16 protein-coding genes and 2 pseudogenes are annotated in these 23783 nt (G+C 33.9%); 7 read left to right on the forward strand and 11 right to left on the reverse strand.

The features are described 5' to 3' along the window. The first annotated feature begins 463 nt into the window (after positions 1 to 463). The gene (locus EZY12_10650) at positions 464 to 1273 is read left to right on the forward strand and encodes a DUF2382 domain-containing protein (GenBank protein ID QSX69981.1); all 810 of its coding nucleotides are present in this window, start codon (positions 464 to 466) and stop codon (positions 1271 to 1273) included. Positions 1274 to 3132: 1859 nt separating this feature from the next. On the opposite strand, the gene smc is transcribed toward EZY12_10650, so the two are convergent. Beyond that, positions 3133 to 6834 carry a chromosome segregation protein SMC gene (gene smc, locus EZY12_10655; GenBank protein ID QSX69982.1) on the reverse strand — a complete coding sequence of 1234 codons (3702 nt, stop codon included), beginning with the start codon at positions 6832 to 6834 and terminating at the stop codon, positions 3133 to 3135. A gap of 729 nt (positions 6835 to 7563) precedes the next feature. Between smc and EZY12_10660 the strand changes: the two genes are divergently transcribed. Next, on the forward strand, positions 7564 to 9009 hold the full coding sequence (locus EZY12_10660) for a glycoside hydrolase family 13 protein (protein QSX69983.1): 1446 nt from the start codon (positions 7564 to 7566) through the stop codon (positions 9007 to 9009). A 160-nt stretch (positions 9010 to 9169) separates the two neighbouring features. After that, positions 9170 to 9562, forward strand: a complete 393-nt coding sequence (locus EZY12_10665) for a tetratricopeptide repeat protein (GenBank protein ID QSX69984.1) — start codon at positions 9170 to 9172, stop codon at positions 9560 to 9562. Positions 9563 to 9635: 73 nt separating this feature from the next. Here the strand turns inward: EZY12_10665 and EZY12_10670 are convergent, their stop codons facing one another. Next, positions 9636 to 9959 carry a nucleotidyltransferase domain-containing protein gene (locus EZY12_10670; GenBank protein QSX69985.1) on the reverse strand — a complete coding sequence of 108 codons (324 nt, stop codon included), beginning with the start codon at positions 9957 to 9959 and terminating at the stop codon, positions 9636 to 9638. 417 nt (positions 9960 to 10376) lie between these two features. Between EZY12_10670 and EZY12_10675 the strand changes: the two genes are divergently transcribed. The 3 genes from EZY12_10675 to EZY12_10685 all read left to right on the forward strand — a co-directional run bounded on the left by EZY12_10675 (position 10377) and on the right by EZY12_10685 (position 12560). Beyond that, entirely contained in the window at positions 10377 to 11114 is a 738-nt protein-coding gene (locus EZY12_10675; GenBank protein ID QSX69986.1) for a Uma2 family endonuclease, read from the forward strand. A gap of 257 nt (positions 11115 to 11371) precedes the next feature. After that, the gene (locus EZY12_10680; protein ID QSX69987.1) at positions 11372 to 11914 is read left to right on the forward strand and encodes a Uma2 family endonuclease; all 543 of its coding nucleotides are present in this window, start codon (positions 11372 to 11374) and stop codon (positions 11912 to 11914) included. Positions 11915 to 11951: 37 nt separating this feature from the next. After that, positions 11952 to 12560: a hypothetical protein gene (locus EZY12_10685; GenBank protein ID QSX69988.1), complete on the forward strand. Its 609-nt coding sequence runs from the start codon at positions 11952 to 11954 to the stop codon at positions 12558 to 12560. A gap of 161 nt (positions 12561 to 12721) precedes the next feature. Here EZY12_10685 and EZY12_10690 read toward each other — a convergent pair whose 3' ends face one another. From EZY12_10690 to EZY12_10715, 6 genes and pseudogenes are all read right to left on the reverse strand, one after another. Beyond that, the gene (locus EZY12_10690; protein ID QSX70625.1) at positions 12722 to 13192 is read right to left on the reverse strand and encodes a Uma2 family endonuclease; all 471 of its coding nucleotides are present in this window, start codon (positions 13190 to 13192) and stop codon (positions 12722 to 12724) included. 298 nt (positions 13193 to 13490) lie between these two features. Continuing rightward, positions 13491 to 15161, reverse strand: coding sequence for a glycosyltransferase (locus EZY12_10695; GenBank protein ID QSX70626.1), 1671 nt, complete (start codon positions 15159 to 15161; stop codon positions 13491 to 13493). Positions 15162 to 16205: 1044 nt separating this feature from the next. Next, a pseudogene (locus EZY12_10700) lies at positions 16206 to 16988 on the reverse strand (class I SAM-dependent methyltransferase). A gap of 30 nt (positions 16989 to 17018) precedes the next feature. Beyond that, a pseudogene (locus EZY12_10705) lies at positions 17019 to 17693 on the reverse strand (glycosyltransferase family 4 protein). Positions 17694 to 18123: 430 nt separating this feature from the next. Further along, positions 18124 to 18378: a hypothetical protein gene (locus EZY12_10710; GenBank protein QSX69989.1), complete on the reverse strand. Its 255-nt coding sequence runs from the start codon at positions 18376 to 18378 to the stop codon at positions 18124 to 18126. Between the two features lie 75 nt (positions 18379 to 18453). Continuing rightward, complete coding sequence (locus tag EZY12_10715; GenBank protein ID QSX69990.1) at positions 18454 to 18690, reverse strand: NTP transferase domain-containing protein; 237 nt, start codon at positions 18688 to 18690, stop codon at positions 18454 to 18456. Between the two features lie 439 nt (positions 18691 to 19129). On the opposite strand from EZY12_10715, the gene EZY12_10720 reads away from it, so the two are divergent. Then, positions 19130 to 22069, forward strand: a complete 2940-nt coding sequence (locus EZY12_10720) for a tetratricopeptide repeat protein (GenBank protein QSX69991.1) — start codon at positions 19130 to 19132, stop codon at positions 22067 to 22069. Positions 22070 to 22114: 45 nt separating this feature from the next. Here the strand turns inward: EZY12_10720 and EZY12_10725 are convergent, their stop codons facing one another. The 3 genes from EZY12_10725 to EZY12_10735 all read right to left on the reverse strand — a co-directional run bounded on the left by EZY12_10725 (position 22115) and on the right by EZY12_10735 (position 23265). Continuing rightward, positions 22115 to 22531 carry a DUF29 domain-containing protein gene (locus EZY12_10725; protein QSX69992.1) on the reverse strand — a complete coding sequence of 139 codons (417 nt, stop codon included), beginning with the start codon at positions 22529 to 22531 and terminating at the stop codon, positions 22115 to 22117. Between the two features lie 258 nt (positions 22532 to 22789). Further along, positions 22790 to 23053 carry a type II toxin-antitoxin system RelE/ParE family toxin gene (locus EZY12_10730; GenBank protein QSX69993.1) on the reverse strand — a complete coding sequence of 88 codons (264 nt, stop codon included), beginning with the start codon at positions 23051 to 23053 and terminating at the stop codon, positions 22790 to 22792. Continuing rightward, complete coding sequence (locus EZY12_10735) at positions 23050 to 23265, reverse strand: hypothetical protein (GenBank protein QSX69994.1); 216 nt, start codon at positions 23263 to 23265, stop codon at positions 23050 to 23052. Before EZY12_10735 ends, EZY12_10730 begins: the two co-directional genes overlap by 4 nt. Between the last annotated feature and the right edge of the window lie 518 nt (positions 23266 to 23783).

A 23783-nucleotide genomic window follows, 5' to 3' on the forward strand; every position in this document is an offset into this window, starting at 1 on the left:
CTTAGCGTGCCGAAGGCAATCTCGAATCCGTTTTATGTATAAACTATTTTTAACAGAAACTTGACAATTTGTTGGTTGTCAGTGGTCAGTGGTCAGTGGTCAGTGGAAAGATAAGTTTTTATTAAACCTTTTGCCATATCAATTAGATGATTATAGCTTAATACCCAAAACTTGAGTATCCGCGCTTCTGGCTTGAATTACACCAATTGTACTTTGTGCTAATTATATCATCGGACGGCGAAAACTCACAAAAATGAACTGTGCCTGTTTTTGCCTATTGTTTGATCATTCTAGCTAATCGTTCTCCATTTGACCCATCTAAAAATATATCCACTTCGTCAAAGGCGGAAAATGCAGATAGGTAATAATGTTGCTAGGGAATGGAAAAGTCATTCTTTAGAAGGAAGAAGTAAGAAATTTTATTTTTAAAATTATAACTATATATCTTTGGGGCTAAAAGAATATGGCTTTACATAAAGTTGAAGACTTTGCTGTTGACCCTAACTATGGTAGTCCAGAGTTAGATCACAATGAAGTTGAAAAGATTAAGCATTTTGATGTATATTCAGACATAGATGATGATAAAGTCGGCGCTGTCAAATACATCTTGGTAGATGATTCTGGGCGTTTGCGTTATTTAGTTGTGGATACAGGTTTTTGGTTCTTTGGTAGGCAAGTATTGTTACCAATTGGACGTTCCCGAATTGATTACAATCAGCGAAGAGTGTATGCAATTGGACTGACGAAAGAGCAGGTAGAAAATTTACCAGATTTTAAAGATTTGCAAGAAATTGATTACGACTATGAGGAACGGGTGCGGGGAGTTTATCGTCCACCCATAGCACAAGCTCCTTTAGAGTCATCAACACCCCTAGAGTCACTTGTACCTGTAGATGCTCCACCAGTTTTTAGTGATGCCTCCGTCGCGCGTAGCTCTGGCACAATAATACCTATTGCACCTGTTATACCTGTTACTCCTATTACACCCGTTACGTCTGAACACCATACATATAAATATGACGAAGAACCAAATCTTTACAATGTAAATGAGCAAGATCACCAAAACCTCAAACTATACGAAGAACGTTTAGTGGCTACTAAATCTCGTGTGAAGACAGGAGAAGTAACTATTAGTAAGGAATTATATACTGAGATGGTAACAGTTTCTGTACCTGTTCAAAAAGAACGCATAGTCATTGAACACACCAACATTAATGGAAAAGGGGGTACTAAAACCGTATTACCTGCTCAGGATGATTTCCATAAACCATAAGTGACTTGGATTAAATTGTCTGAACTGTGATTTTTTTGATTTTGATGATAAAGATGATGAAAACTTGTGCTTAAGTAAATCATCAAAATCATCTTCATCACAAGAATCATAGTTCAGAATGATTAAATTGTCTGAACTGTGATTTTTTTGATTTTGATGATAAAGATGATGAAAACTTGTGCTTAAATAAATCATCAAAATCATCTTCATCACAAGAATCATAGTTCAGAATGATTAAATTGTCTGAACTGTGATTTTTTTGATTTTGATGATAAAGATGATGAAAACTTGTGCTTAAATAAATCATCAAAATCATCTTCCTCACAAGAATCATAGTTCAGACTGATTAAATTGTCTGAACTGTGATTTTTTTGATTTTGGTGATAAAGATGATGAAAACTTGTGCTTAAATAAATCATCAAAATCATCTTCATCACAAGAATCATAGTTCAGAATGATTAAATTGTCTGAACTGTGATTTTTTTGATTTTGATGATAAAGATGATGAAAACTTGTGCTTAAATAAATCATCAAAATCATCTTCCTCACAAGAATCATAGTTCAGAATGATTAAATTGTCTGAACTGTGATTTTTTTGATTTTGATGATAAAGATGATGAAAACTTGTGCTTAAATAAATCATCAAAATCATCTTCATCACAAGAATCACAGTTCAGACTGATTAAATTGTCTGAACTGTGATTTTTTTGATTTTGATGATAAAGATGATGAAAACTTGTGCTTAAATAAATCATCAAAATCATCTTCCTCACAAGAATCATAGTTCAGAATGATTAAATTGTCTGAACTGTGATTTTTTTGATTTTAGTGATAAAGATGATGAAAACTTGTGCTTAAATAAATCATCAAAATCATCTTCATCACAAGAATCACAGTTCAGAATGATTAAATTGTCTGAACTGTGATTTTTTTGATTTTGGTGATAAAGATGATGAAAACTTGTGCTTAAATAAATCATCAAAATCATCTTCATCACAAGAATCATAGTTCAGAATGATTAAATTGTCTGAACTGTGATTTTTTTGATTTTAGTGATGAAGATGATGAAAACTTGTGCTTAAATAAATCATCAAAATCATCTTCATCACAAGAATCACAGTTCAGAATGATTAAATTGTCTGAACTGTGATTTTTTTGATTTTGGTGATAAAGATGATGAAAACTTGTGCTTAAATAAATCATCAAAATCATCTTCCTCACAAGAATCATAGTTCAGAATGATTAAATTGTCTGAACTGTGATTTTTTTGATTTTGATGATAAAGATGATGAAAACTTGTGCTTAAACAAATCATCAAAATCATCTTCCTCACAAGAATCACAGTTCAGAATGATTAAATTGTCTGAACTGTGATTTTTTTGATTTTGGTGATAAAGATGATGAAAACTTGTTCAGAAACAAATCATCAAAATCATCTTCCTCACAAGAATCACAGTTCAGAATGATTAAATTGTCTGAACTGTGATTTTTTTGATTTTGGTGATAAAGATGATGAAAACTTGTGCTTAAATAAATCATCAAAATCATCTTCCTCACAAGAATCATAGTTCAGAATGATTAAATTGTCTGAACTGTGATTTTTTTGATTTTGGTGACAAAGATGATGAAAACTTGTGCTTAAGTAAATCATCAAAATCATCTTCCTCACAAGAATCACAGTTCAGAATGATTAAATTGTCTGAACTGTGATTTTTTTGATTTTGGTGATAAAGATGATAAAAACTTGTTATTAAATAAATCATCAAAATCATCTTCATCACAAGAATCATAGTTCAGAATGATTAAATTGTCTGAACTGTGATTTTTTTGATTTTGATGATAAAGATGATGAAAACATTCTATGATAACTTAATCCCCAAAACTTGAGTATAAGCACCTCTAGCTTGAGTCACACCAATTGTCCGCTGTGCTGCTTCTATCATCGGACTGCGTAAACTTACAACTATAAACTGTGCCTGTTCTGCTTGTTGTTTAATCATTCTTGCTAATCGTTCCACATTTGACCCATCTAAAAACATATCAACCTCATCAAAGGCGTAAAATGGGGACGGACGATAACGTTGTAGGGCAAATATAAAACTTAATGCAGTTAAGGATTTTTCTCCCCCAGACATAGAAGCAAGACGTTGTACAGGTTTACCTTTGGGGTGTGCGACTAGGTTCAAACCACTGTTAAAGGGATCTTCATTATTATCTAGTTGTAAATAACCGTCACCATCAGAAAGAATAGCAAAAATAGATTGGAAATTCTCATTTACTGCATCAAAAGCTTCTTTAAATGCTTTTTGACGCAACGTGGTAAAATTTTCAATTCTTAACAATAATTCTGTCCGTTCACCTTCTAATGTCTCTAATTTTTCTGTCAGTTCTTGAAGACGACCTTGGACTTTATCGTATTCTTCCAAAGCTAACATATTTACAGGTTCCATTGCCTGTAAACGTTTGCCTAAACTCCGCAATTCTTTTTGCAAGTCCTCTAAATCAACTTTATTCGGAACTTCTGGGAGAGGACTGGGTAATTCTGCACCTAAATCTCGCAACTGGTTTTGGAGTGCGGTTAAATCTTCTCGGCGTTTTTCTTGAGTTTCTTGGAGTTTCTCAATCTCCCATTGTAACTGTTGTTGACGCAATAAGAGCGATCGCAATTCCGTTTCTGCTGTATCCCGGTTTTTCTTTTCTTCTCCTAAATTTTCTTCCAGTTTCCGCAAATTAGCTTGAATTGCAGTAATCAAATTATTCAATTCTAAAACTTGATTTTTGACAGTTACTTCTTGTTGTTTATTATTTGTCTCTTCTTGTTGATATTGAATAACTCGCGCTTGAGCCTCTTCTATTTTTTCTTGTAACCGCTGTTGTTGATTTTCTAAGTTCTTTAATTGTTGTTGTCCGTCTCTTAATGCGGTTTCTCGTTGTTGTAATTGCTGCTCTTGGATTTTAATGGTAGCTTGGATTTGTTGCCATTCGCTGGGGGTTTGGGAAGATTCCAACTCAGCCAAAGTATGTCTCAATTGTTGAAGTTGAGTTTCTTCTGTCGGTAATTCCCGATTTAAAATTTCTAACCGTGATTGTGCAGATGTGAATTTTTCCGTATTTTGGGAAAGTTGAGCGCGAGTATTTGTTAGTTGCGCGGTTAAACTTTTAATCTCTTTTTGCAACTGTTCTAAATATAATTGTTGTTCCCTGCGTCCTTGCCGGGCTTCCGTCAATTCTTGGGTTAATGTTTTAGTGCGAGTTGCTAAAGTAGAAATTGCTTCGCCGCAGCGTTCTAAAACACGATCAATATCTATTAAGCGAGATTTTAAATTAGCGACTTCTTCAGATTCCCCTGCGTCTCCCTTTTCAAATCGCAAAGATGAACGTTGATTACTGCTACCACCTGTCATCGCTCCGCTAGTTTCTAATAATTCCCCTTGCAAAGTGACAATTCGATATAGTCCCATGTTTCTTCGAGCCTGTGCCAGACTAGCAAATACTACTGTTGCACCAAAAACATAGGCAAAGACATCATGATAACGGCGATCGCATTCTACCAAATCTACCGCATAACTCACAAACCCATCAGCTAAACGCAGAGTTGCATCTTGAGTAAATTTAGGAACTTTGATTTTATTTAAAGGTAAAAAAGTTGCCCTTCCTGCCCGTTTTTGTTTCAACAGTTCAATCCCCGCAGATGCTACACTATCATCATCAACAACAATATGCCCTAAACGTCCACCAGCAGCCATTTCCAATGCTAATTGATGTTTAGGTTCAACCTTACCCAACTGCACTACCAAACCGCACAAACCTGGCATTTCCGACTGTAGAATTACTTTACTGGCTTGTGTTCCTTGAATTTCCTGTTGTGCTTGGGTTTGTGCTTCTAATTTATCTAACTGACGTTGTTTGTCTCGTTGTTCTTGTAAAAGCCGCTTTTGAGTATCTTGTTGAATTTGTAACTCTTGTTCTGTCGCAGCTAGATTTTCAGCTAAATTCTGAATAGGTTGAGTAGAAGCATGAAATTCCATTTCTAACTGCACACATTCAGCTTGTTTTTGAGCTAATTCCGGTTCTAAAGTGGCAATTAAATCAGATTGTTCAGAAATAAGTTGTTGTAATTGAGTATTACGTTCTTGTAGTTGTGCTTGTTCAGTGCGTTGAGGTTCGAGAATATGCAGCAAAGATTCAATTTGCCGATTTAAAGCTGTTTGTTGTTGTACCCAAGCTTCGGAAGCTGAGGCAATTTCCGCAGCAGCTTGACGAGAAGATTCTAAATTCTGTTGTGCGGTATTTCTTTCTTGTTGTAGAGACGTTCCATGAAACGTCTCTACATTTTGTTGTTTTATCGCTTTCTCTAAATCAAGTTGATATTGTTGAATTTCTTGATGAGTTTGATTTAAACGTCTGGTAGATTCTTGAATAGATGCTTCTAACTCTCGTTGTTGACGTTGGAGTTGTTTGCGTTCCGCTTCCTGGGTAGCGAGATTAGACTGAACAGAGAGAACTTCATCCTCTCCCAAAGCCTTAACACGGAGATTAAGCTGCTCAAGTTCAGTAGTTTTCTGATTAATTTGGGAATTAGTTGTAGTTAATTGACTAGTAAAATCACTGAAATTGCGATCGCCATCTTCAACTTGTTTAACCAGCTTTTCCTGCTGTGATTGGAGAGAACGCCAAGATAACACCGCTTCCCAAGACTGCTTTTGAATAAATTCAATTCGCAATAATTGATACTTTTCCGCTTTGGCTTTGTCTTGAGATAGGCGATCGCATTGTAAACTTAACTCAGTTTGAATAATTCGACAACTATCTTCCTTATCCTTCACCTCATCCAAAGTAGACTTAGCTTGGACAATCTTCCGATCATAGGTCGCTACCCCGGCCAATTCATCAATAATTTCCCGCCGTTCCTTGGCATTCATCGAGATAATGCTAGTTACATCCCCCTGCAACACCACATTATACCCTTCAGGATAAATCCGTAACTCCTCCAACTGCTCATGCAACTCAGTTAGAGTAGAAGCCTCACCATTAATATAATAATTCGACGTATAACCCCCTTGCTGAGACACCCGCAAACGGCGAGTTACACTCCAATCAGACGATTTTGGATTTTGGATTTTGGATTTTGGATTTTCTTCCCCTACTTCCCCAACCGATTTTGGATTTTGGATTTTGGATTTTGGATTTTCTCCCCCAACTTCCCCAACTTCCCCAACCTCCCCAACCTCCCCAACCTCCCCAACTCCCCCCACTCCCCTACTCCCCCCCTCTGCGCCTTTGCGTGAGACATCGGAAATATCAAAAGTTACTGTTACACTAGCTTCCAGTGCCGAACGCCCCTTATGTTTTTGAGCATTATTCACCAAATCCGGTAACCGTTCTGCCCGCATACCCTTAGAACTAGCCAGTCCCAAACAAAACAACAAAGCATCCAGAATATTTGACTTCCCAGAACCATTAGGCCCAGATATGACCGTACACCCCGGTAACAAAGGGACAGAAGTAGTCCCACCGAAGGATTTAAAATTGGTAAGTTCAACGCGCTTGACGTATACCATGAGGCACTGGTTAACTGTAAACTGGGGTAAGTAAACAATTGTACCAATTATTTATCGTTTCGTGACGAAGAAGGAGGGGAGAATTTGATAAATGATATTTTTTGACACTCTCAGGGCTAAAGCCGCTGAGATTCTTGGTTCAACGAGTCCACTTAGTTTAGATCCCTTGCAGTATCTAAACCAGAGGTGGTTCTCTCCCCAAGCGTTAACTTTCCCTCTGCCCGAAGGTAGTCGCATTGCTGCAAATTTTGCTTGCTAGGGGCGTATTGCAATACGCCCGTACAATTCTGTGTTGTCTAGCTCCCATTAAGATTTTACCTATTCGGAGGGTAGTCACTAGAACTATGGAATAGAACCCCATATCAACAAGAGTCAAGGACCAGAAAAGCCGTTAGGCAGTTAGGTTTTTATACAGGTTGATTACCATTCCTGTTGTGGGCAGTATAACACCATTAGGAGCAAAGATGACAAAACTTCATGTACCTCAACCAATCTTCATGAGAAGAAAGACTCTATGCGCTTTATTACCGCACGAGTCGCTTATATCTCAGGTCTAAAGACACTGAGCTTTACGCTTGCCGGATACTCTTGTAACTCGATGAGCAGGAATAAATAATAAATAGTATTGTTGACTAGGGCAGGCTAGAAGCCCACCCCACAAAATTAATATATTAATTGTGGGGTGGGCATCCTGCCCGTCTATCTTATTTCTAATAAATACATAAATTTATGCAGATTAACACACCAGATTGGGTGAAACACGCAGTTTTCTATCAAATCTTCCCCGACAGATTTGCCAGAAGTCAACGTTCTCACCAAAGCTTCTTAAATAATGCCAATTTAGAAGATTGGGACGCACCACCCACATATCAAGGTTATAAAGGTGGTGATTTGTGGGGCGTTTTAGAACAATTAGACTATATCGAAAGTTTAGGAATTACGGCGATTTACTTTACACCCATTTTTCAATCTGCTAGTAATCATCGTTATCATACCCATGATTATTACCAAGTTGATCCCATGTTGGGGGGAAATCAGGCTTTACGAGAATTACTAGATGCAGCCCATTCACGAAATATCAGAATAGTTCTGGATGGCGTATTTAATCATTCTAGTCGAGGATTTTTCTTTTTCCATGATGTCCTAGAAAATGGTTCTAATTCTCCTTGGGTAGATTGGTTCAAAATCCAAGACTGGCCGCTTGCACCCTATGATGGAAAATTACCTGCTAACTATGATTCTTGGATAGGAATTCGCTCTTTACCAACCTTTAACCATGATCATCCAGATGTTAAAGAGTATATCATGAAAATTGCCGAATATTGGTTAGAATTTGGCATTGATGGTTGGCGATTAGATGTACCCAATGAGATTAAAACTCCTGGTTTTTGGCAAGAATTTCGCCAACGAGTCAAAGCCATTAATCCAGAGGCTTATATTGTCGGTGAAATCTGGTCAGATGCCCGTGAATGGCTCGATGGTACACAGTTTGACGGGGTGATGAATTATTTATTTAATGAAGCTGCCATTGCCTTTGCAGTAGGCGATAAAGTAGTATTAGACTTAGTTAAATCTCAAGGTTATTCTCCCTATCCTGCCCTAGATGCGACTGAATATGCGGATAAAATTCACAGCCTTTTAGAATTGTATCCTTGGGAAATTCAACTAACTCAATTAAATGTCTTGAGTAGCCATGATACAGCTAGATTAATGAGTATTGCTGATGGTGATCAGGCAAGTGTAGAATTATGTAATTTGTTATTATTTACCTTTCCTGGTGCGCCCAGTATTTATTATGGCGATGAAGTGGGTTTAGTGGGAGGAAAAGATCCTGATTGTCGGCGTGTTTTTCCTTTAGAATCTGACTGGAATCAAGAAATTTTCAATACTCACAAAAAATTAATTTCTCTGCGTCAAAATTATCCAGCTTTGCGAATTGGTAATTATCAAGTTCTCTATGCAAAAGCAACAGTTTATGTGTTTGCGCGAACTTTAGAAAATGAAGTATTAATTATTGCTGTGAATGTTGGTAATGAATCTATAACGGTGAATATAGATTGTAGTAATTTGCAACGTCAACCGAATCAAGTTTTATTTGGAAGTGGAGAAATTACCTGGAATGGTGAGAATGTTTGTTTAACTATTCTTCCTCGTAGCGGCTTGATTTTGGGATAAATGTTAAAATTGTAGAGATGCTCTTATAAAACGTTTCTACAAGGGTTTCAGAAAACGATATTTAATTTTCAAGGTCTATTGGTGATATTTTTTCTAGCGTTGTGGGTATTCTAATGACTAGGAGCAATGCTGCAATTTAGAGAACAGCAATTTTTGATATATGGCTAATTCCGGGAGTGATTATTTAACTCAACGCGCTAATCAGATTAAGCGGAAGCAAAAAATTGTTACATATATTTCTTTATTAGGCTTTGGTGGTTCAATGTTGTTTGGTGCGGTAAATACGCTTAAACAAGCTTGGGAAAAACCTCAGCAACCAGTAGCAGTTAAATCGGCTGAAACTGAGTTACAAAAACAGGTTAAGGGTTATGAGTTGGTTTTACAGCGTGAACCAAATAATCAAATGGCACTTGAGAAGTTGTCTATTTTTCGGTTACAGTCTGGAGATAATCGGGGAGCAATTACCCTAATGGAGAGGTTGGTAAAATTGCATCCTGATAGACAGGATTATAAAACTGTTTTAGCAGATATTCAGAAGAAAATGGCAAAGTAAGCGCGATCGCTCTTAGAATATAGTTCAGAAAACCTGTTGATGGAAAATTTAGTTAAATTGGGATTAACATCATTCATAAAATAATTCCCTCTTTTCTCACATTAAGAAAAAACGGAGTATTTTTGGATTGAAAATCATTAGTCTCAGTAAAAACACGTGAAATAACCAAATCAAATTCTAAAGATAATTCTGCAATAAAAACGCTAGTTTTTTCGATTTCCTGAGAATAGTTAAAAGGTTGTTTTAACACAATTAAAATATCTAAGTCAGAATCAGCATGATGATCACCTCTAGCGCGAGAACCAAACAAAATAACTTGATCTAAATTATCTTGATAGGTTTTCTGTAGAAATATTTTAGTTTTTTCTAAAATTTTAGTTATAGTTGGTGACTCCATATTTAATAACCTCGTTGAATTAACATTATCAGTGATTACGTCAAGAAATGGTTCAATTATCTTCTAGATATTGTATCACAAAACATAAATATATGTAGCAAGAGTAAAAAGACACTAGTATTTTCACTCGCTACAATTGTAAAGATTTATTAAAACTAATATTTGTATTTTTAGAACATGATATGATTTTAAAAAATATGGGTATTTTAAAATTCAGGGGATACTTGAGGAGCGATCGCTTTGATAGAAAGATTGCTGAAGCTGCATCCTGATAGACAAGATTATAAAACTGTTTTAGCAAATGTTCAGAAGAAAATGGCAGAGTAAGCGCGATCGCTCTTAGAATATAGTTCAGATGGATGTAATACCATACCCCATCCTAGCGAACTTAAACATATTCTTCCACAGTGGGAAATTATGAATAATCTCAAACTTGATATTGCCAGTAAGTTACCAGATCATACCCAGTTACCCTGTGAAAATGGAACAATAGTAAAAAATTTTCAAGAACATCCTCAAAGTATTTTATTAACAGAATCTATCTGGTCAAAATTACAAGATATTCACCCAGACAAGCAATTTTGTATAGGTCAGGATAGTGGTATTTATTGGCGGATTACTGACCCTCCAGAGAAGGGAGCAGAAGCACCAGATTGGTTTTATGTTCCTGATGTGCCACCTGTATTAAATGGTCAAATGCGCCGTTCTTACGTGATGTGGCAGGAATTTGTAGCACCTTTAATAGTAATTGAATTTGTGTCAGGGAATGGTAAAGAAGAAAGAGATGAAACTCCCTATCAGGGTAAGTTTTGGGTATATGAAAGAGCAATTAGAGTCCCTTTTTATGGTATTTATACAGAAAAGAAATCCTCTTTGGAATTATATCATTTAGTAGAGGGACAATATCACCTCATGCCTCCTAATCAAAGGGGTCGTTATCTAATTGAAAAAATGGGTGTTGAATTGGGTATTTGGCAAGGAATATATAAAAATGTAGAATTACCTTGGTTGCGCTGGTGGGATTTAGAGGGTAATCTACTATTAAGTGGACAAGAACTAGCTGAACAAGAAAAACAACGGGCTGAACAAGAAAAACAACGGGCTGATAAATTGGCGGCAAAATTGCGAGAATTAGGGGTGACAATTGACGATTGAACAAAGATGTTGTTAGAAAAATAACCCCACCATCATAAGTGTCAACTTAACGTAAAACCTGCATCCCACAAGGAACTCAAGTTCCTTGCTAATAGCCAAAGTTGTCTTTTGATGACTAAATACTTAGAAAATTCCTTAGTCCACTTTAGTGGACTTGAGCTATGAGACAGGGAATTTATTCCCTGACGGGTGTGGAAGCCTACAGATAAGTCAAATAATTCAGATATATAGTACAAAATATAGAGGGATTTTGCACAATGAAAACTTTGGTAAAATGGACAATTAGCGACTACCATAAAATGATTCAATCGGACATTTTAACAGGTCGTAATTGCGAATTAATAAATGGAGAAATTATAGAAATGAGTCCAGAATTACCTCAACATTATAATACTGCTAAAAGGAGTGTGAGTTATTTAGAAAATCTTTTAAAAGAAAAAGCAGATGTACGCTTTAATGGTCCAATCACTTTAGCTAATTCTGAACCAGAACCTGATATTGCAATTGTTAAATTACCTGAATCTAAATATAATCAACATCATCCATATCCCGATGATATTTTTTGGTTGATTGAAGTTGCTAATACCAGTTTAAGTAAAGATTTATCAATTAAAAGAAAAGTTTACGCCCAAGCTCAAATAGCTGAGTATTGGATTATAAATTTACAAACTCAAGAGTTAATGGTATTTCGTCAACCTGATAACGGTGATTACTTGGTGTCAATAAAATGGCAAGCATCTATAATTAATCCTTTAGCTTTTCCAGAAATTGAGATTATTGTTAGTCAGTTGTTGACCTAAATAAGTGATAATTTAAGAGGAAAATAATGAGGTAATTATGTCTTTTAATCAATATAAAAGTATTATGGATGTTTTACAAGAATTTCCACTCATTTACACAGAAAAAAATTTTGTTGAACAAATACATATTGAAATTGATCCATTCTTTAAAAATAGATTAGATTTTATATTGCAAGAAGGAGTTGTTTTCAATTCAGAGTATGCTATTTGTGAAAGTATTATTCACCCAGTGCTTGTGGAATTATGGCGACTATATGCTGATAAGTTATTACTGTGGAGTCATCAAGCTTTAAATTATAATGATAATTTATCGGGGATTCCTGACTATATGGTAGCTCAACGTTCTGCAAGGGGAAAAGTTATTTTAGAGAAACCTTATTTGATTATAGTGGAAGCAAAGAAAGATAATTTTGAGGAAGGTTGGGGACAATGTTTAGCGGAACTAGTTGCTGCACAAAAAATGAATAGCGATGAAAATAGTCGCTTATTTGGGATAGTATCTAATGGGAAGCTATGGGAATTTGGTTTGTTAGCAGGAATAGAGTTTACCAAAAATATTAAATATTATGTATTGGAAGATTTACAATCACTCATGGAGGGTTTGAATTTTATATTTACTAAAAGTTTTGAACAGACGAATTTTTAAATTAATAAAAAGTATAACCTACGGTTGATAGTTTAATTATAACTATAGGAATAATATTTGATTTTTGAAAAATTTTAGGTCTTGTAGGGTGAGTATTGCCCACCAAAACCGTATATCTTCAAAAATCAAATAGGAATCCTATATAATCACTTTTCAGTAATTTATGAATTTTTTAAACAATTAATAAATTCTGTTACTGCATCATATTGATCATGATAATTAATATATTGATTTAACACTTTTAAATCTAATTCTGGTAATAATTGACTTTGATTAACTTTATTATATTGCTCATCTTTTAAACCATAAATTGTTAATAGTCCATTTTCCCAAAGCCACACTTCAGGAATACCAATTCTTTTGTATAGTTCTAATATTTCTATACCTTCACTGCTAAAAATAACCTCAATAATTAAATCAGGAATATCTTTTTTGCTGTGAATAGTATAGGATTCATCAGGTTCTTTACGTCCAGTTATATTTTTATTTCCTAAAGTAGCACTACCTCCGGTATAAAATCTGATTCCTTTTTCTCTAAGGTATGCTTCTAACAACAAACTAATTGTTCTTTTATAATATTCATGTTCTTTTCCTAAATTTATAATAATTTCTAAATCTCCATCTAAATAAATCTGACTCCTGTAATATCTTGAAAAGTTGTTTCTATTTGCTCAAATTTTTCCCAAGTGATCCCTGTGAGAACTAAATGATTATTTGGTACAATAGCCTTCTCTAATGTAGTTGTCATAGTTTTTATTTTTCCAATACATTATAGTAAGAGTTATACCTGCGACTAGAGAAGCTATTTCATTGACGACTTTGTTATCTCATGGTAACTGTATCGCAAAACATCGTAAGATGTCATAAGGATAAATTTTATCTTCCTTTCGATGAAATTTTATTCTTATTTTCTAGGTATTTATTTACTGCTCATAGTTCAAAAATAGGTAATTTTTCTGCTTGAAATTTATTAATCACCTCTTGATTTTCTACTTCTAATAAAATTCTTTTCTGTAAATATGGTAACAGTTTTTGCCACTGCTTTTCACTGAGTTTTTCAATTAAAGAAATTTGCATTCTTTCGGTAATATCTATTTCATCTTCTATCATTAAGTTCATAGCAATGCTAGATAATATTAAATCAGCCGTTTCAGGATCGGTATTACTTACATAAATAAGTAAGGTGGTTTTATCCGCATTAGCATCAGTAGCTAGTGTTTTGATTACTTCTCCTAACTGCATATATATATCATCTTCTGATTGAGTCCAATCAGGAAACATGATTAAATTAATCTCTCGGAGGTTGAAAGGTAAAGATTCAAGAGTTTGATTAATTAAAACGTTGCTGATAATATCGGCCATTTTAGACCAAGAAAACTTCTGAGCTTGTGCTAATCCTGCTGAAATTAAACTACGTCTTAAGCTGGGTTTTTGGACATCACATAAAGCATTAGCCATACCCTCAATGTCATTATCTTTAACGTAAATTACAGCATCTCCTCCAACTTCGGGTAAAGAGGCATTAGGAGTGGTAATTACAGGACAGCCACAAGCCATAGCTTCAGCTACTGGCATTCCGAAACCTTCATATTGAGAGGGATAAACTAATGCTACTGCTCCAGCATAAGCTAGTCTTAATTCTGCATCACTTAATTGTAATCCGTGAAATGTGCATCCGGCAGTATATTGTCGCCATTCAGGTGATAATTGACTACCTGCACCAGTAGCTACTATATCAAAACTGTGCTTATTACTTAATTGGGCAAATGCTTGAAGAAAGAGAATTTCGTTTTTATATCCTCCTAAGCCACCTAATAGGAAATAGGGTTTATTAATGCCATATTTATATTTAAAGGCATTAATTTCATTTTCAGAGGCAGGACAAAAAAGAGGATCAACTCCACAATGGGCAACAGTAATTGATTCTAATGATATATCTGGGAAAAATTCACTTAAATCTTTGGCTGTATTTTCTGATATGGAAAGAAATGTGGATGCGTGTTTGATTGCATTATGCTTTTCTCTCCACATAGGTTGATTTAACTTACCTCCTAATACTTCCGGTATCATGTCATAAGCCATAAATACTGAAGGTGTATGAACGGGGGTAGTGTAATAGGTAGAAATAAATAATTCTGCTCCTTCTTCATCACAAATTTGCTGGAGCATTTGGCGATCGCTTTCTGTATCGTTATAATTATATAGAGATACCACACGATAGCGAATACCGTTAATTTTGGGTGCAGTATTTGCCCGATCTAAGACCAATATGTGATCAGCAAATTCTGTATTTGCCCATTCCTCTAAAAGGGATTTCCAGACTCTAGCAATTCCAGTTTTATAGAGTTGGAAAAATACCCCATCAATAATTATTTGTGTTTGTTTAAAAGATGATGATTGTAGTGAACTTTTTAAATTGGCTTCATTAATGATAGGTGACAGTTTATCTTTAATTACTTCAGGTGAAAAATTCTCTGCAATAGTTTTCCTTGCAGCTATTCCCAATCTTTCACATAATCCTCTATCTTGCCATAATTGTATTGTATATTGGGCAAATTCATCAGCATTATTAGCAATGAATCCATTTACACCATGTTCAATGGGAGAAGAATGAGCCACATTACTTAAGGCTATAACAGGCAAACCATGAGCCATTGCTTCTACTATTTTAACTTGTTGTCCTGTTCCACCAATTAAGGGACATATAGCAAAACAACTATTGCTATAAATGGATGTTAAATCAGGAATGAACCCAGATAATTCTACTCCGTTAACAGGAGCTAATTGTTCACAAATCATTCCCACTACTTGTAGTTCAAAATCAGGAATAAGTGCTAATAGTTTTGGTAAAACTTGCTTAGTAAAGTATAAGTATCCTTGAATATTGAACCGATTAGGTCCTACAGCAAAAATAGGTTTTTCTTGATAAGAATTGCTCACTACTACGGGAGCATAAGTCATGGGTATATAGATTAACTTAGTATTTTGGGTATGATTAGCAATTTGTGAAGTTTCTTGATTGGAAATCACCAATGTATAATCATATGTGTCAAATATTTGATATTCTTTCAATGCTGGTTGTAAATCTTGTTTTAAATAAAAATTTTCTTGGATTGCTTCTAAGTTAATTTTGTCAGGATGATAGGGAGGAGATGATAAATAATTTTGCAAATAATTTTGCATTTGAGTATTGAGAGTGAATAAATCAATAGCATCTAATACTGTTAGTGATTTTGAAAATTTATTGTTATTTATCAATTCTCCCCATAGAGAATAGTTAACAACTACTAACTGTGGTGAGATTTGATCAAATATCTGTTCAAAAAATTGTTTTAATCCTGGTGGTGTATAAATTCCAAAAGGATCACTATTATTTTGTAATTGTATGGTTTGTATAAATTGATAATCTTCAGCAGTTCCTTTGTAAACCAAAACTTTTACATTTAATGCAGATTCTATGGTTTTTAAGGCTGCTGTATCTTGAGGATAATGATGATCCGTAATTATATTCCAACCACACAAAGTAATATTATAACCCCAGGCTTGTAAAGCTTTAATTAAAGATAGGCAACGATGATGCGCTCCTGTTTTTGCAGGATAAGGATTATGAGGGAAGAAAATTAAAGCTTTTTTGTTGTGATCATTTGATAAACCACTAACTTGATAACTATGCAAATATGAGGGTAATTGCCAATTAATATTGGGATCAGGTATGTGAGTGATTGGTTGAACATTACCCCTCCAAGCTACTCCCATAATTTGCATAGTTTGATAAATTAGAGTATTCCATCCTTTTGATCTGAAATAATTTAAACCTTCTGCTACATCAGGAGAACTTAAATCATGAAATAAAATCATTGCATCTTCTTCAGCATAAGGTTCACAGGTGATTGCATCATTTAAAGGATAGGGTGCATCATGATTACCATCAATAAAAATCAATGACCATTTACGTTGATTTTCTTGTACGATTTCGTGGACTTTTTCGGGACTATATCCAGGTATTAAATTTACATGATCAATAACTCCTGCATCTTGCAGAGAATTACTCACACTTGTATAGAAATCAGGATTTTCTAGAACTGGATCGATAACATCTAATTCTACTCCTGCTAAAGCTAAATGGCAGGCTGACCATCCTAACCAACAACCTATTTCTAAGGCTCTTTTACCTGCAAATTGTAAGGCATTATTATACAAAATACTGGCTTCATCTCTTGATAGAAATCCTATATAGGGATGCCTTTGATCTACATACCAATTATGGGGAATTTCTCTCCGTAGATATTGCCATCCACAAGTATTAGTATTCCCCACAATCATATTAGGAAATGCTGCATCTGGTTTGATAAATTGTAGCTTTTGCGACACATAATCACCGACTGGTAGTAATGCTCTTTCAATCACATCTTTAGTTTGATTGATCATTCTTTCTTCGGTGAATAATGCAGATGCTCTTTGTTGGCAATTTTGTCCTATAGTTTGGCGTAAATCTTCATTGCTTGTCCACAATTTAATTGTTTCCGCTAATTGATTAATTGCAATTTCTGGTTCTACTTTAGGATCTGCTATCAATTGACCTGTATTACCTAATTCTTCAGGAATACCACTGACAGCAGAAGCGATTACTGGTAATCCTTTTGCCATAGCTTCCATTATTGCTAATGGCATTCCCTCTAATAAAGATGGCAATATAAAAATATCACTAATATCTAATAAATCTGGAATATCAAAACGTTGACCTAATAATTTAATTTTATCTGTTAGTTTTTGCTGATGAATTTTCTCTTTTAATTCAGTTTCTAATGAACCTGAACCTACCCAAATAAAATAAAGTTTTTTCCAAATTTTAGTTAGTTTTAACTGTTCAATAGCTGCTAATTGAAAATCATATCCTTTAATTTTATCATAGCGTGCTGATGTTAAACAGACGATAGCATCTTTGGGAATATCTAACTGTTGACGTAAGTTATTTCGTGTAGTTTTATTTTGAAGTGTAAAATATTCTTTAGGTCTGCCATAATAAATAACTTCCCCTTTATTTTTAGGTAAGCCATAACCTTGATATAGTAAGTTTAAGTTATTTTCAGAAACTGCTATTACAGCTTTTGCATAATGATAAACTTCAGACATTAATTTTAAAGAAGCATTAGGAAGACCACCAGGATAAACTCCCACTAAACCAACTATGGCAATAAATGGAATATTATATTGTATTGCTACTTGTTTTGCTCCCAAGTTGGCTAAAGCCCAGCTATCACTAAATATGATTAAATCAGGTTTAATTTCTGATAAAATTCTTTGAGATGAAGCTGTATCTGTTATTTTTCGTTCTTCATCATTGAGGGTATCAAAATCTAACCAAATATGTTTAATACCTAGGTTTTCTCTTACTTCAATCAAGGGTGTATTATATTCACTTTGAATACAAGTGATCTGATAACCTAATTGCACTAATCCACGGAGTAAACTATGATTATATTGAGCTACTCCTCCTAATCCGGGATCATCTGTATATAACAAGATATGTTTTTTCATTGTTGTTTCCTTTAGTAATAAATAATTAAACTTGGTATTGGTCTATTTTTTCTATGGTCTCAAATGCGGTTGCTAAACATTTATGAGATTCTAACAATTTATTAGTGCTTAAATTAGCAACTCCATCCCCATAAATTACCATAAATGTTTCATTCTTTAGTAATCTTTTGACTCTACCAGCCGTCATAGTGTCTAAACCTGTGTCCATGAGGTGAATAATCCAATTTTCGACTACGTTATTATGAACATCTATATGGCCATCTTTCAAATCAATAGTCATACTAGTACCGCAGGGCGGAAGTCAAAAGTCAAAACTAATATACAGTAGGCTTTTTGGCGATTGAATATGGTTGCTTTATTTACGCCGTGATGTACTAGAATTTAGATGATAATACTCTAAAAAATAGCGTTTGATATAATCGCCTTTATAACCCAAAGCAATATAAAAATCTTTAAACCCATAATGAGCATAGATTTTCATAATATGCCAAAGTATAGGACGACCACCAATTTCTACCATTGGTTTGGGGACAACTTCTGTTTCTTCTGCCAGACGAGTTCCTAATCCTCCAGCTAAAATTACAACTTTCATTTTGTTTTTTCTTTACCTACCAAACTTTCTAACTGTAATAGACTATTATATAGGTTGGTTTTAAATGTTGCAAAAATTACTTTTTGTAAGAATTTGTTACAAAACATCAAAAATTTAACTTACTTGGATTGTTTTAGATAGAAAAGATACAATGTCTTAAGTTTAGCCTTCGTAGTCAGCACTTCAGTGCAAAGCAAATGGAAGCATCCCAGATATGCAATAAATAATTATACTTAGTCAAGAAAACACTCTTAGTTGTGTCTTGGGACGAAATAGAGGCTTTTAAAGAGTGCGTACATAGAGCATCAAAACAAGAATACCCCTCAAAAAGCCTATTTTCCTACTAAGTATTTATGCTCATTGCAAAAGTGGGATGCTCCCAAAGCAAAATTTTTACCAATTGTCTTATTTAGTAATTTGAAATTTAAGGTCAATTATCATGGATCATCAACAATTTTACTTGCAATTACCTCAACTATTTAATAACTGGGGAGAAGCATCTTGTCATCCCAAATCAGACATTTTTCAATCTATTAGTACCACAGTTAATAGCATGATATCACCCAACGTCATGCAGCTATTAAACTTTGCTGTATCTTGTTTGGATGAAAATGAGATTTACTGTGAAATTGGCACATTTACAGGAGCAAGTTTAATCTCAGCTTTAGTCAATAATCCCGATAAAATTGCTTATGCAGTAGATAATTTTTCAGAATTAGATTCAGAAGGGGAAAATTTTGATAAATTAACAAATAACTTAGAAGAATTTAACATTAGTGATCAGGTATTTTTCTGTTATCAAGATGCTGAAGAATTTTTGAGAGATTTGAAAAATCAAGAATTGACGGAGAAAATCGGTATATATTTTTATGATGGCAGTCAAAATTATCGTTCCTATTTGTTAGGATTAATTGCTTTAAAACCAATTATTAGTAATCAAGCTCTAATTATTATCACCAATTGTCAATGGACATCTTGCCAACAAGCAGTGAAAGATTTTCTTGCTACTCATTCTCAAGCCAAATTAATGATAGATTTTGCTCAAGCAGATTATTTATTATGGAATGGTATACAAATATTAAGTTGGGATAGTCAGAGAGAATATCATAACAATTCAGAATCAGAAGATGATGTGAACGTTGATTTACCAGTGCAGGAAGCTATTGCTAATATCACTAAAGTAGAAATAGCAAATTTTGTGATCTCTATGGAATCTCAAGCATCATTATTGTTTCAAAATAAAAAATATTCAGAAGTAGAAAGAATATATTTAACATTATTACAATTTAATAAAAACAATGCTCCCCTTTGGCAAAATTTAGGTTCATTATATTATGAAGAAGGAGAATATTTAAAAGCACTGGATTGTTTAAATAAGACATTAGAGATAGATGATAGTCAAGGAATATATCATTATACTATCGGTTTGATATTAGAGAAACTTGATATTAACAAAGCTATTCAGTTTTATCAAACAGCTATTGAAATTTATCCTGACTTAGTTGATGCTTATAATAATTTGGGCAACATTTTATTATCACAAGAGCAAGTAGACCAAGCAGAAATTGTTTTCAGAAAAGCTATAGCTGCAAACCCGTTTCATTTTAGTGGTTATGCTAATTTAGGTAATTTATTATTAGATAAGCGTCAGCAGATTGATGAAGCAATTTCATCCTATAAAAAAGCCTTGAATTTAAATCAAACGAATCATGATATTGCAAATAATCTGAGTCTTGCTTACAAACTAAAAAATAATGAATTTGAGTTTCTATACTACCAAGCATATTCTTTTTATCATCAAGGTGAATATGAACAAGCAATTAAAGTATATAAACAACTAATCAATATTGTTCCTGAAGCTAAAAACTTATATTTATATTTATTATTGAGTTTCCATTCGCTAGGAAAAACAACAGAAGCCATTGAGGAAATAAAATTAGGATTACAATTAGCACCAAATAATTTACTAATTCAAATGGCAAGTTTGCAAATAATACCTGCTATATATCAAGATACTGAAGAACTAGAATTTTGTAGAAATTATTTTTGTGAAAGTTTAGATTCATTAACTCAAACTCTTTCTTTGGATACAGAAACAGAATGTAAAAATGCCTTCCATGCAATCAGTAATAGTAAGCAAACAAATTTTTATTTAGCTTATCAATGTAAAAATGATTTAGATTTACAAAAACAATATGGGCAAATTCTCCATAAAATTGTGGCTGCTAATTATCCTCAATGGTGTCAAGATTTGCCATGTTCTCAACTACGTCCAGGAGAGAAAATTAGAGTAGGTTATATTTCGAGTCATTTACACAATCACAATGGCGCTAAATGGTCTTTAGGATGGATTAAAAATCATGATCGCCAGAATTTTCAAATTTATTGTTATCATTCTGGAGTAAACATAGATCAAGTCACAGAATACTTTCAATTGTATAGTGATAGTTTCGTCCATATTCCTAACGATTTAGCAGCAATTTGTAACCAGATTATCTCTGATAAATTACATATTTTAGTATTTCCTGCCATTGGAATGGAAGCTATGGATGGACTAATTGCTAGTTTACGATTAGCACCTATTCAATGTACTGCTTGGGGACATCCTGTAACTTCTGGCTTACCTACAGTTGACTATTATTTATCTAGTGAATTAATGGAATCTGAAAATGCTCAAGAACATTATTCAGAAGCACTAATTCGTTTACCAAATATAGGCTTATGTTATACTAAACCCATTCTACCGGAAATTAAGAAAACTCGGTCAGAATTGGGAATACCTGAAGATTGCATTTTATATTTGTGCTGTCAATCTACTTTTAAATATTTACCGCAATATGATTATATTTTTCCAGAAATTGCCAAACAAGTAGGTAATGCCAAATTTGTATTTATATCAGCACCACAAGGTAAACATATAACCAATATATTTCAGCAACGTTTGGAAAAAGCCTTTGCTAAATTAGGTTTAAATAGTGAAGAGTATTGTATTATCTTGCCAAGACAAAGTAACTATGAATTTTTACAACTAAATCAAATTTCTGATATTTTCTTAGATACCTTTGGCTGGAATGGAGGAAATACAACCTTAAATGCGATTGTTTGTAATATTCCTGTAGTTACTTATCCAGGTGAATTTATGCGAGGTCGTCATTCCTATGCTTTTTTAAAAATATTAGATATCACCGATACTATAGCTAATTCAGAAATAGAATATATAGGAATAGCAGTTAAATTAGGATTAGATTCTGAGTGGAGAAATAGCATTGTAGAAAGAATGAGTCAAAATCATCACCTTCTTTTTGATGATAAAACCTGTGTTGAGGGTTTAGAAGCATTCTATAAACAGGTTGTACAAAATAAATCAGCTTCTATCTAGTATTCAGCAGTTGATTCGGTGTTTGATTTCTTAATTTTCATCTAATTAAACCTCACGATTTAAAACTTCTGTAATTCCATAAGGACAATCCAGGGGAAAGTCTAAATCAGTTTCCTTAGTAGCATCTAAACTCGCATTCAGATAAATCTTTTTTAGCCAATCATCAGAAAGATATTTTTGTAAACTAGGACTATCTTCTAAATAGAAAGCAATATTATTTCTCTCTCTTTTAATGGTTATTTGCCAACTTTTTGAACGTTTTTGTGGTTGATAATCCCATTTGAGTAGATGATGAATGATTAAACGAAGACTACTAAGGAGTTTATCTCTTTCTCGTTTTGACAAATCTTTAATTTCCTCGACTAAGTTTTCAATATCTAATTCTTGAAATTGTTTCTGTTGTAATTTTGCAGCCATTTCTTCAGCCCAACAGGCATAATCTTTGTCGTAAAGATTAGTCATTTACTTCTCCTTCATAAAATAACGGTAGTAAAATACGCCCTTCGATTAAAGATTAATTATAACATAATTTTAGAGGTTCTGCTTCCTAATGCTAAATACCAAGAATTTTATCAATGCCTATAATTAAAGCTCTCTCAGCAACCGCTTGAGGTGAATAATTTTTTAAAGCCCATTCTCTGCCATGTAAAGATATTTCATCTAATTCTAATTCAGATAAAGATAACAATCTGTGTTTTAATATTTATTAATGAAGGTTAACTATTTTTGACGATAAACGTCTTTACGATGTTTTACTTTAACTATGGTTACTAATACAATATCATCTTGTATTTGATAGATAACTCGATAATCACCTACTCTAATCCGGTAAATTGACAATTCACTTTCTAATTTTTTCACACCATCAGGACGTGGTTCAACTGATAATTCTTGAATTTTTAAATCAATTCGTTCTCTAATATCAATTGGTAGTTTTTTAAGTTGTTTTACAGCACCCCTAGTTAATTCGATTTGATAGCTCATAATTTTAATTCTTGTTTATACTGCTCCCAAGATATTGTACCGTTGACTTTTGCATCTTCTAATTCAGCAACTGCATCTGCGATGTCCTTTTCATCTTCATGCTCACAATTATTTAATAGTTCTAATATGTCTTCTAAAGTACCTTCATAAACTTGTTCTAGCCGTTCATAGATTGCTTTCAATAAAGCTTGTTTTTTACTTGTGGTTTCCATTTTTACACCTACTGCAAAATCATTTGAAAAATATTGCTAAGAGGATGTTTGAAAAGTTTTGGGCGAATATAATTCGCTACTACACAAGCAAAGTCCACCTGCGTGGACTAACGAAAAATTAAGGTTCTTTAACCCACGAAGGTGGGTTTTGTCTGTGTAGCTGCGACTTCTAGTCGCCAGGTGGGTATAAATTAGACTTTTCAAACACCCTCTAATAGTCTGAAGCTGTTGCACATTTAATCTGCATATTACTTAGAAAAAATCTTTGTAGGGTGGGCATCCATGACAGGTGCAGGTTTTTTACGAATGTATCTGAAGTAGGGTTTTTCGGTTGATTGAACACTCAACGTTTCCCCTTGTGGGTTTCCATTCAAGAACGAAATTTGGCACTTTAAACCTCATCTATTTTGAAACCTGAAGTAATGCGAGCATACTATGGTTTTCATCTTAGATGGGGTTTAACACAGAGTTTAAATTTTGTTTGAGAGTGTCAACTCATACCCAAATTAAAAACCTAC

Origin of the sequence: Dolichospermum sp. DET69, assembly GCA_017355425.1 — a bacterium.
GTDB lineage: Bacteria > Cyanobacteriota > Cyanobacteriia > Cyanobacteriales > Nostocaceae > Dolichospermum.

Bases quoted from the DNA above. Each gene is read 5' to 3' on its own strand.
- EZY12_10650 (QSX69981.1), top strand. From the start codon at position 464: ATGGCTTTACATAAAGTTGAAGACTTTGCTGTTGACCCTAACTATGGT.
- smc (QSX69982.1), bottom strand. From the start codon at position 6,834: ATGGTATACGTCAAGCGCGTTGAACTTACCAATTTTAAATCCTTCGGT.
- EZY12_10660 (QSX69983.1), top strand. From the start codon at position 7,564: ATGCAGATTAACACACCAGATTGGGTGAAACACGCAGTTTTCTATCAA.
- EZY12_10665 (QSX69984.1), top strand. From the start codon at position 9,170: ATGGCTAATTCCGGGAGTGATTATTTAACTCAACGCGCTAATCAGATT.
- EZY12_10670 (QSX69985.1), bottom strand. From the start codon at position 9,959: ATGGAGTCACCAACTATAACTAAAATTTTAGAAAAAACTAAAATATTT.
- EZY12_10675 (QSX69986.1), top strand. From the start codon at position 10,377: ATGAATAATCTCAAACTTGATATTGCCAGTAAGTTACCAGATCATACC.
- EZY12_10680 (QSX69987.1), top strand. From the start codon at position 11,372: ATGAAAACTTTGGTAAAATGGACAATTAGCGACTACCATAAAATGATT.
- EZY12_10685 (QSX69988.1), top strand. From the start codon at position 11,952: ATGTCTTTTAATCAATATAAAAGTATTATGGATGTTTTACAAGAATTT.
- EZY12_10710 (QSX69989.1), bottom strand. From the start codon at position 18,378: ATGACTATTGATTTGAAAGATGGCCATATAGATGTTCATAATAACGTA.
- EZY12_10715 (QSX69990.1), bottom strand. From the start codon at position 18,690: ATGAAAGTTGTAATTTTAGCTGGAGGATTAGGAACTCGTCTGGCAGAA.
- EZY12_10720 (QSX69991.1), top strand. From the start codon at position 19,130: ATGGATCATCAACAATTTTACTTGCAATTACCTCAACTATTTAATAAC.
- EZY12_10725 (QSX69992.1), bottom strand. From the start codon at position 22,531: ATGACTAATCTTTACGACAAAGATTATGCCTGTTGGGCTGAAGAAATG.
- EZY12_10730 (QSX69993.1), bottom strand. From the start codon at position 23,053: ATGAGCTATCAAATCGAATTAACTAGGGGTGCTGTAAAACAACTTAAA.
- EZY12_10735 (QSX69994.1), bottom strand. From the start codon at position 23,265: ATGGAAACCACAAGTAAAAAACAAGCTTTATTGAAAGCAATCTATGAA.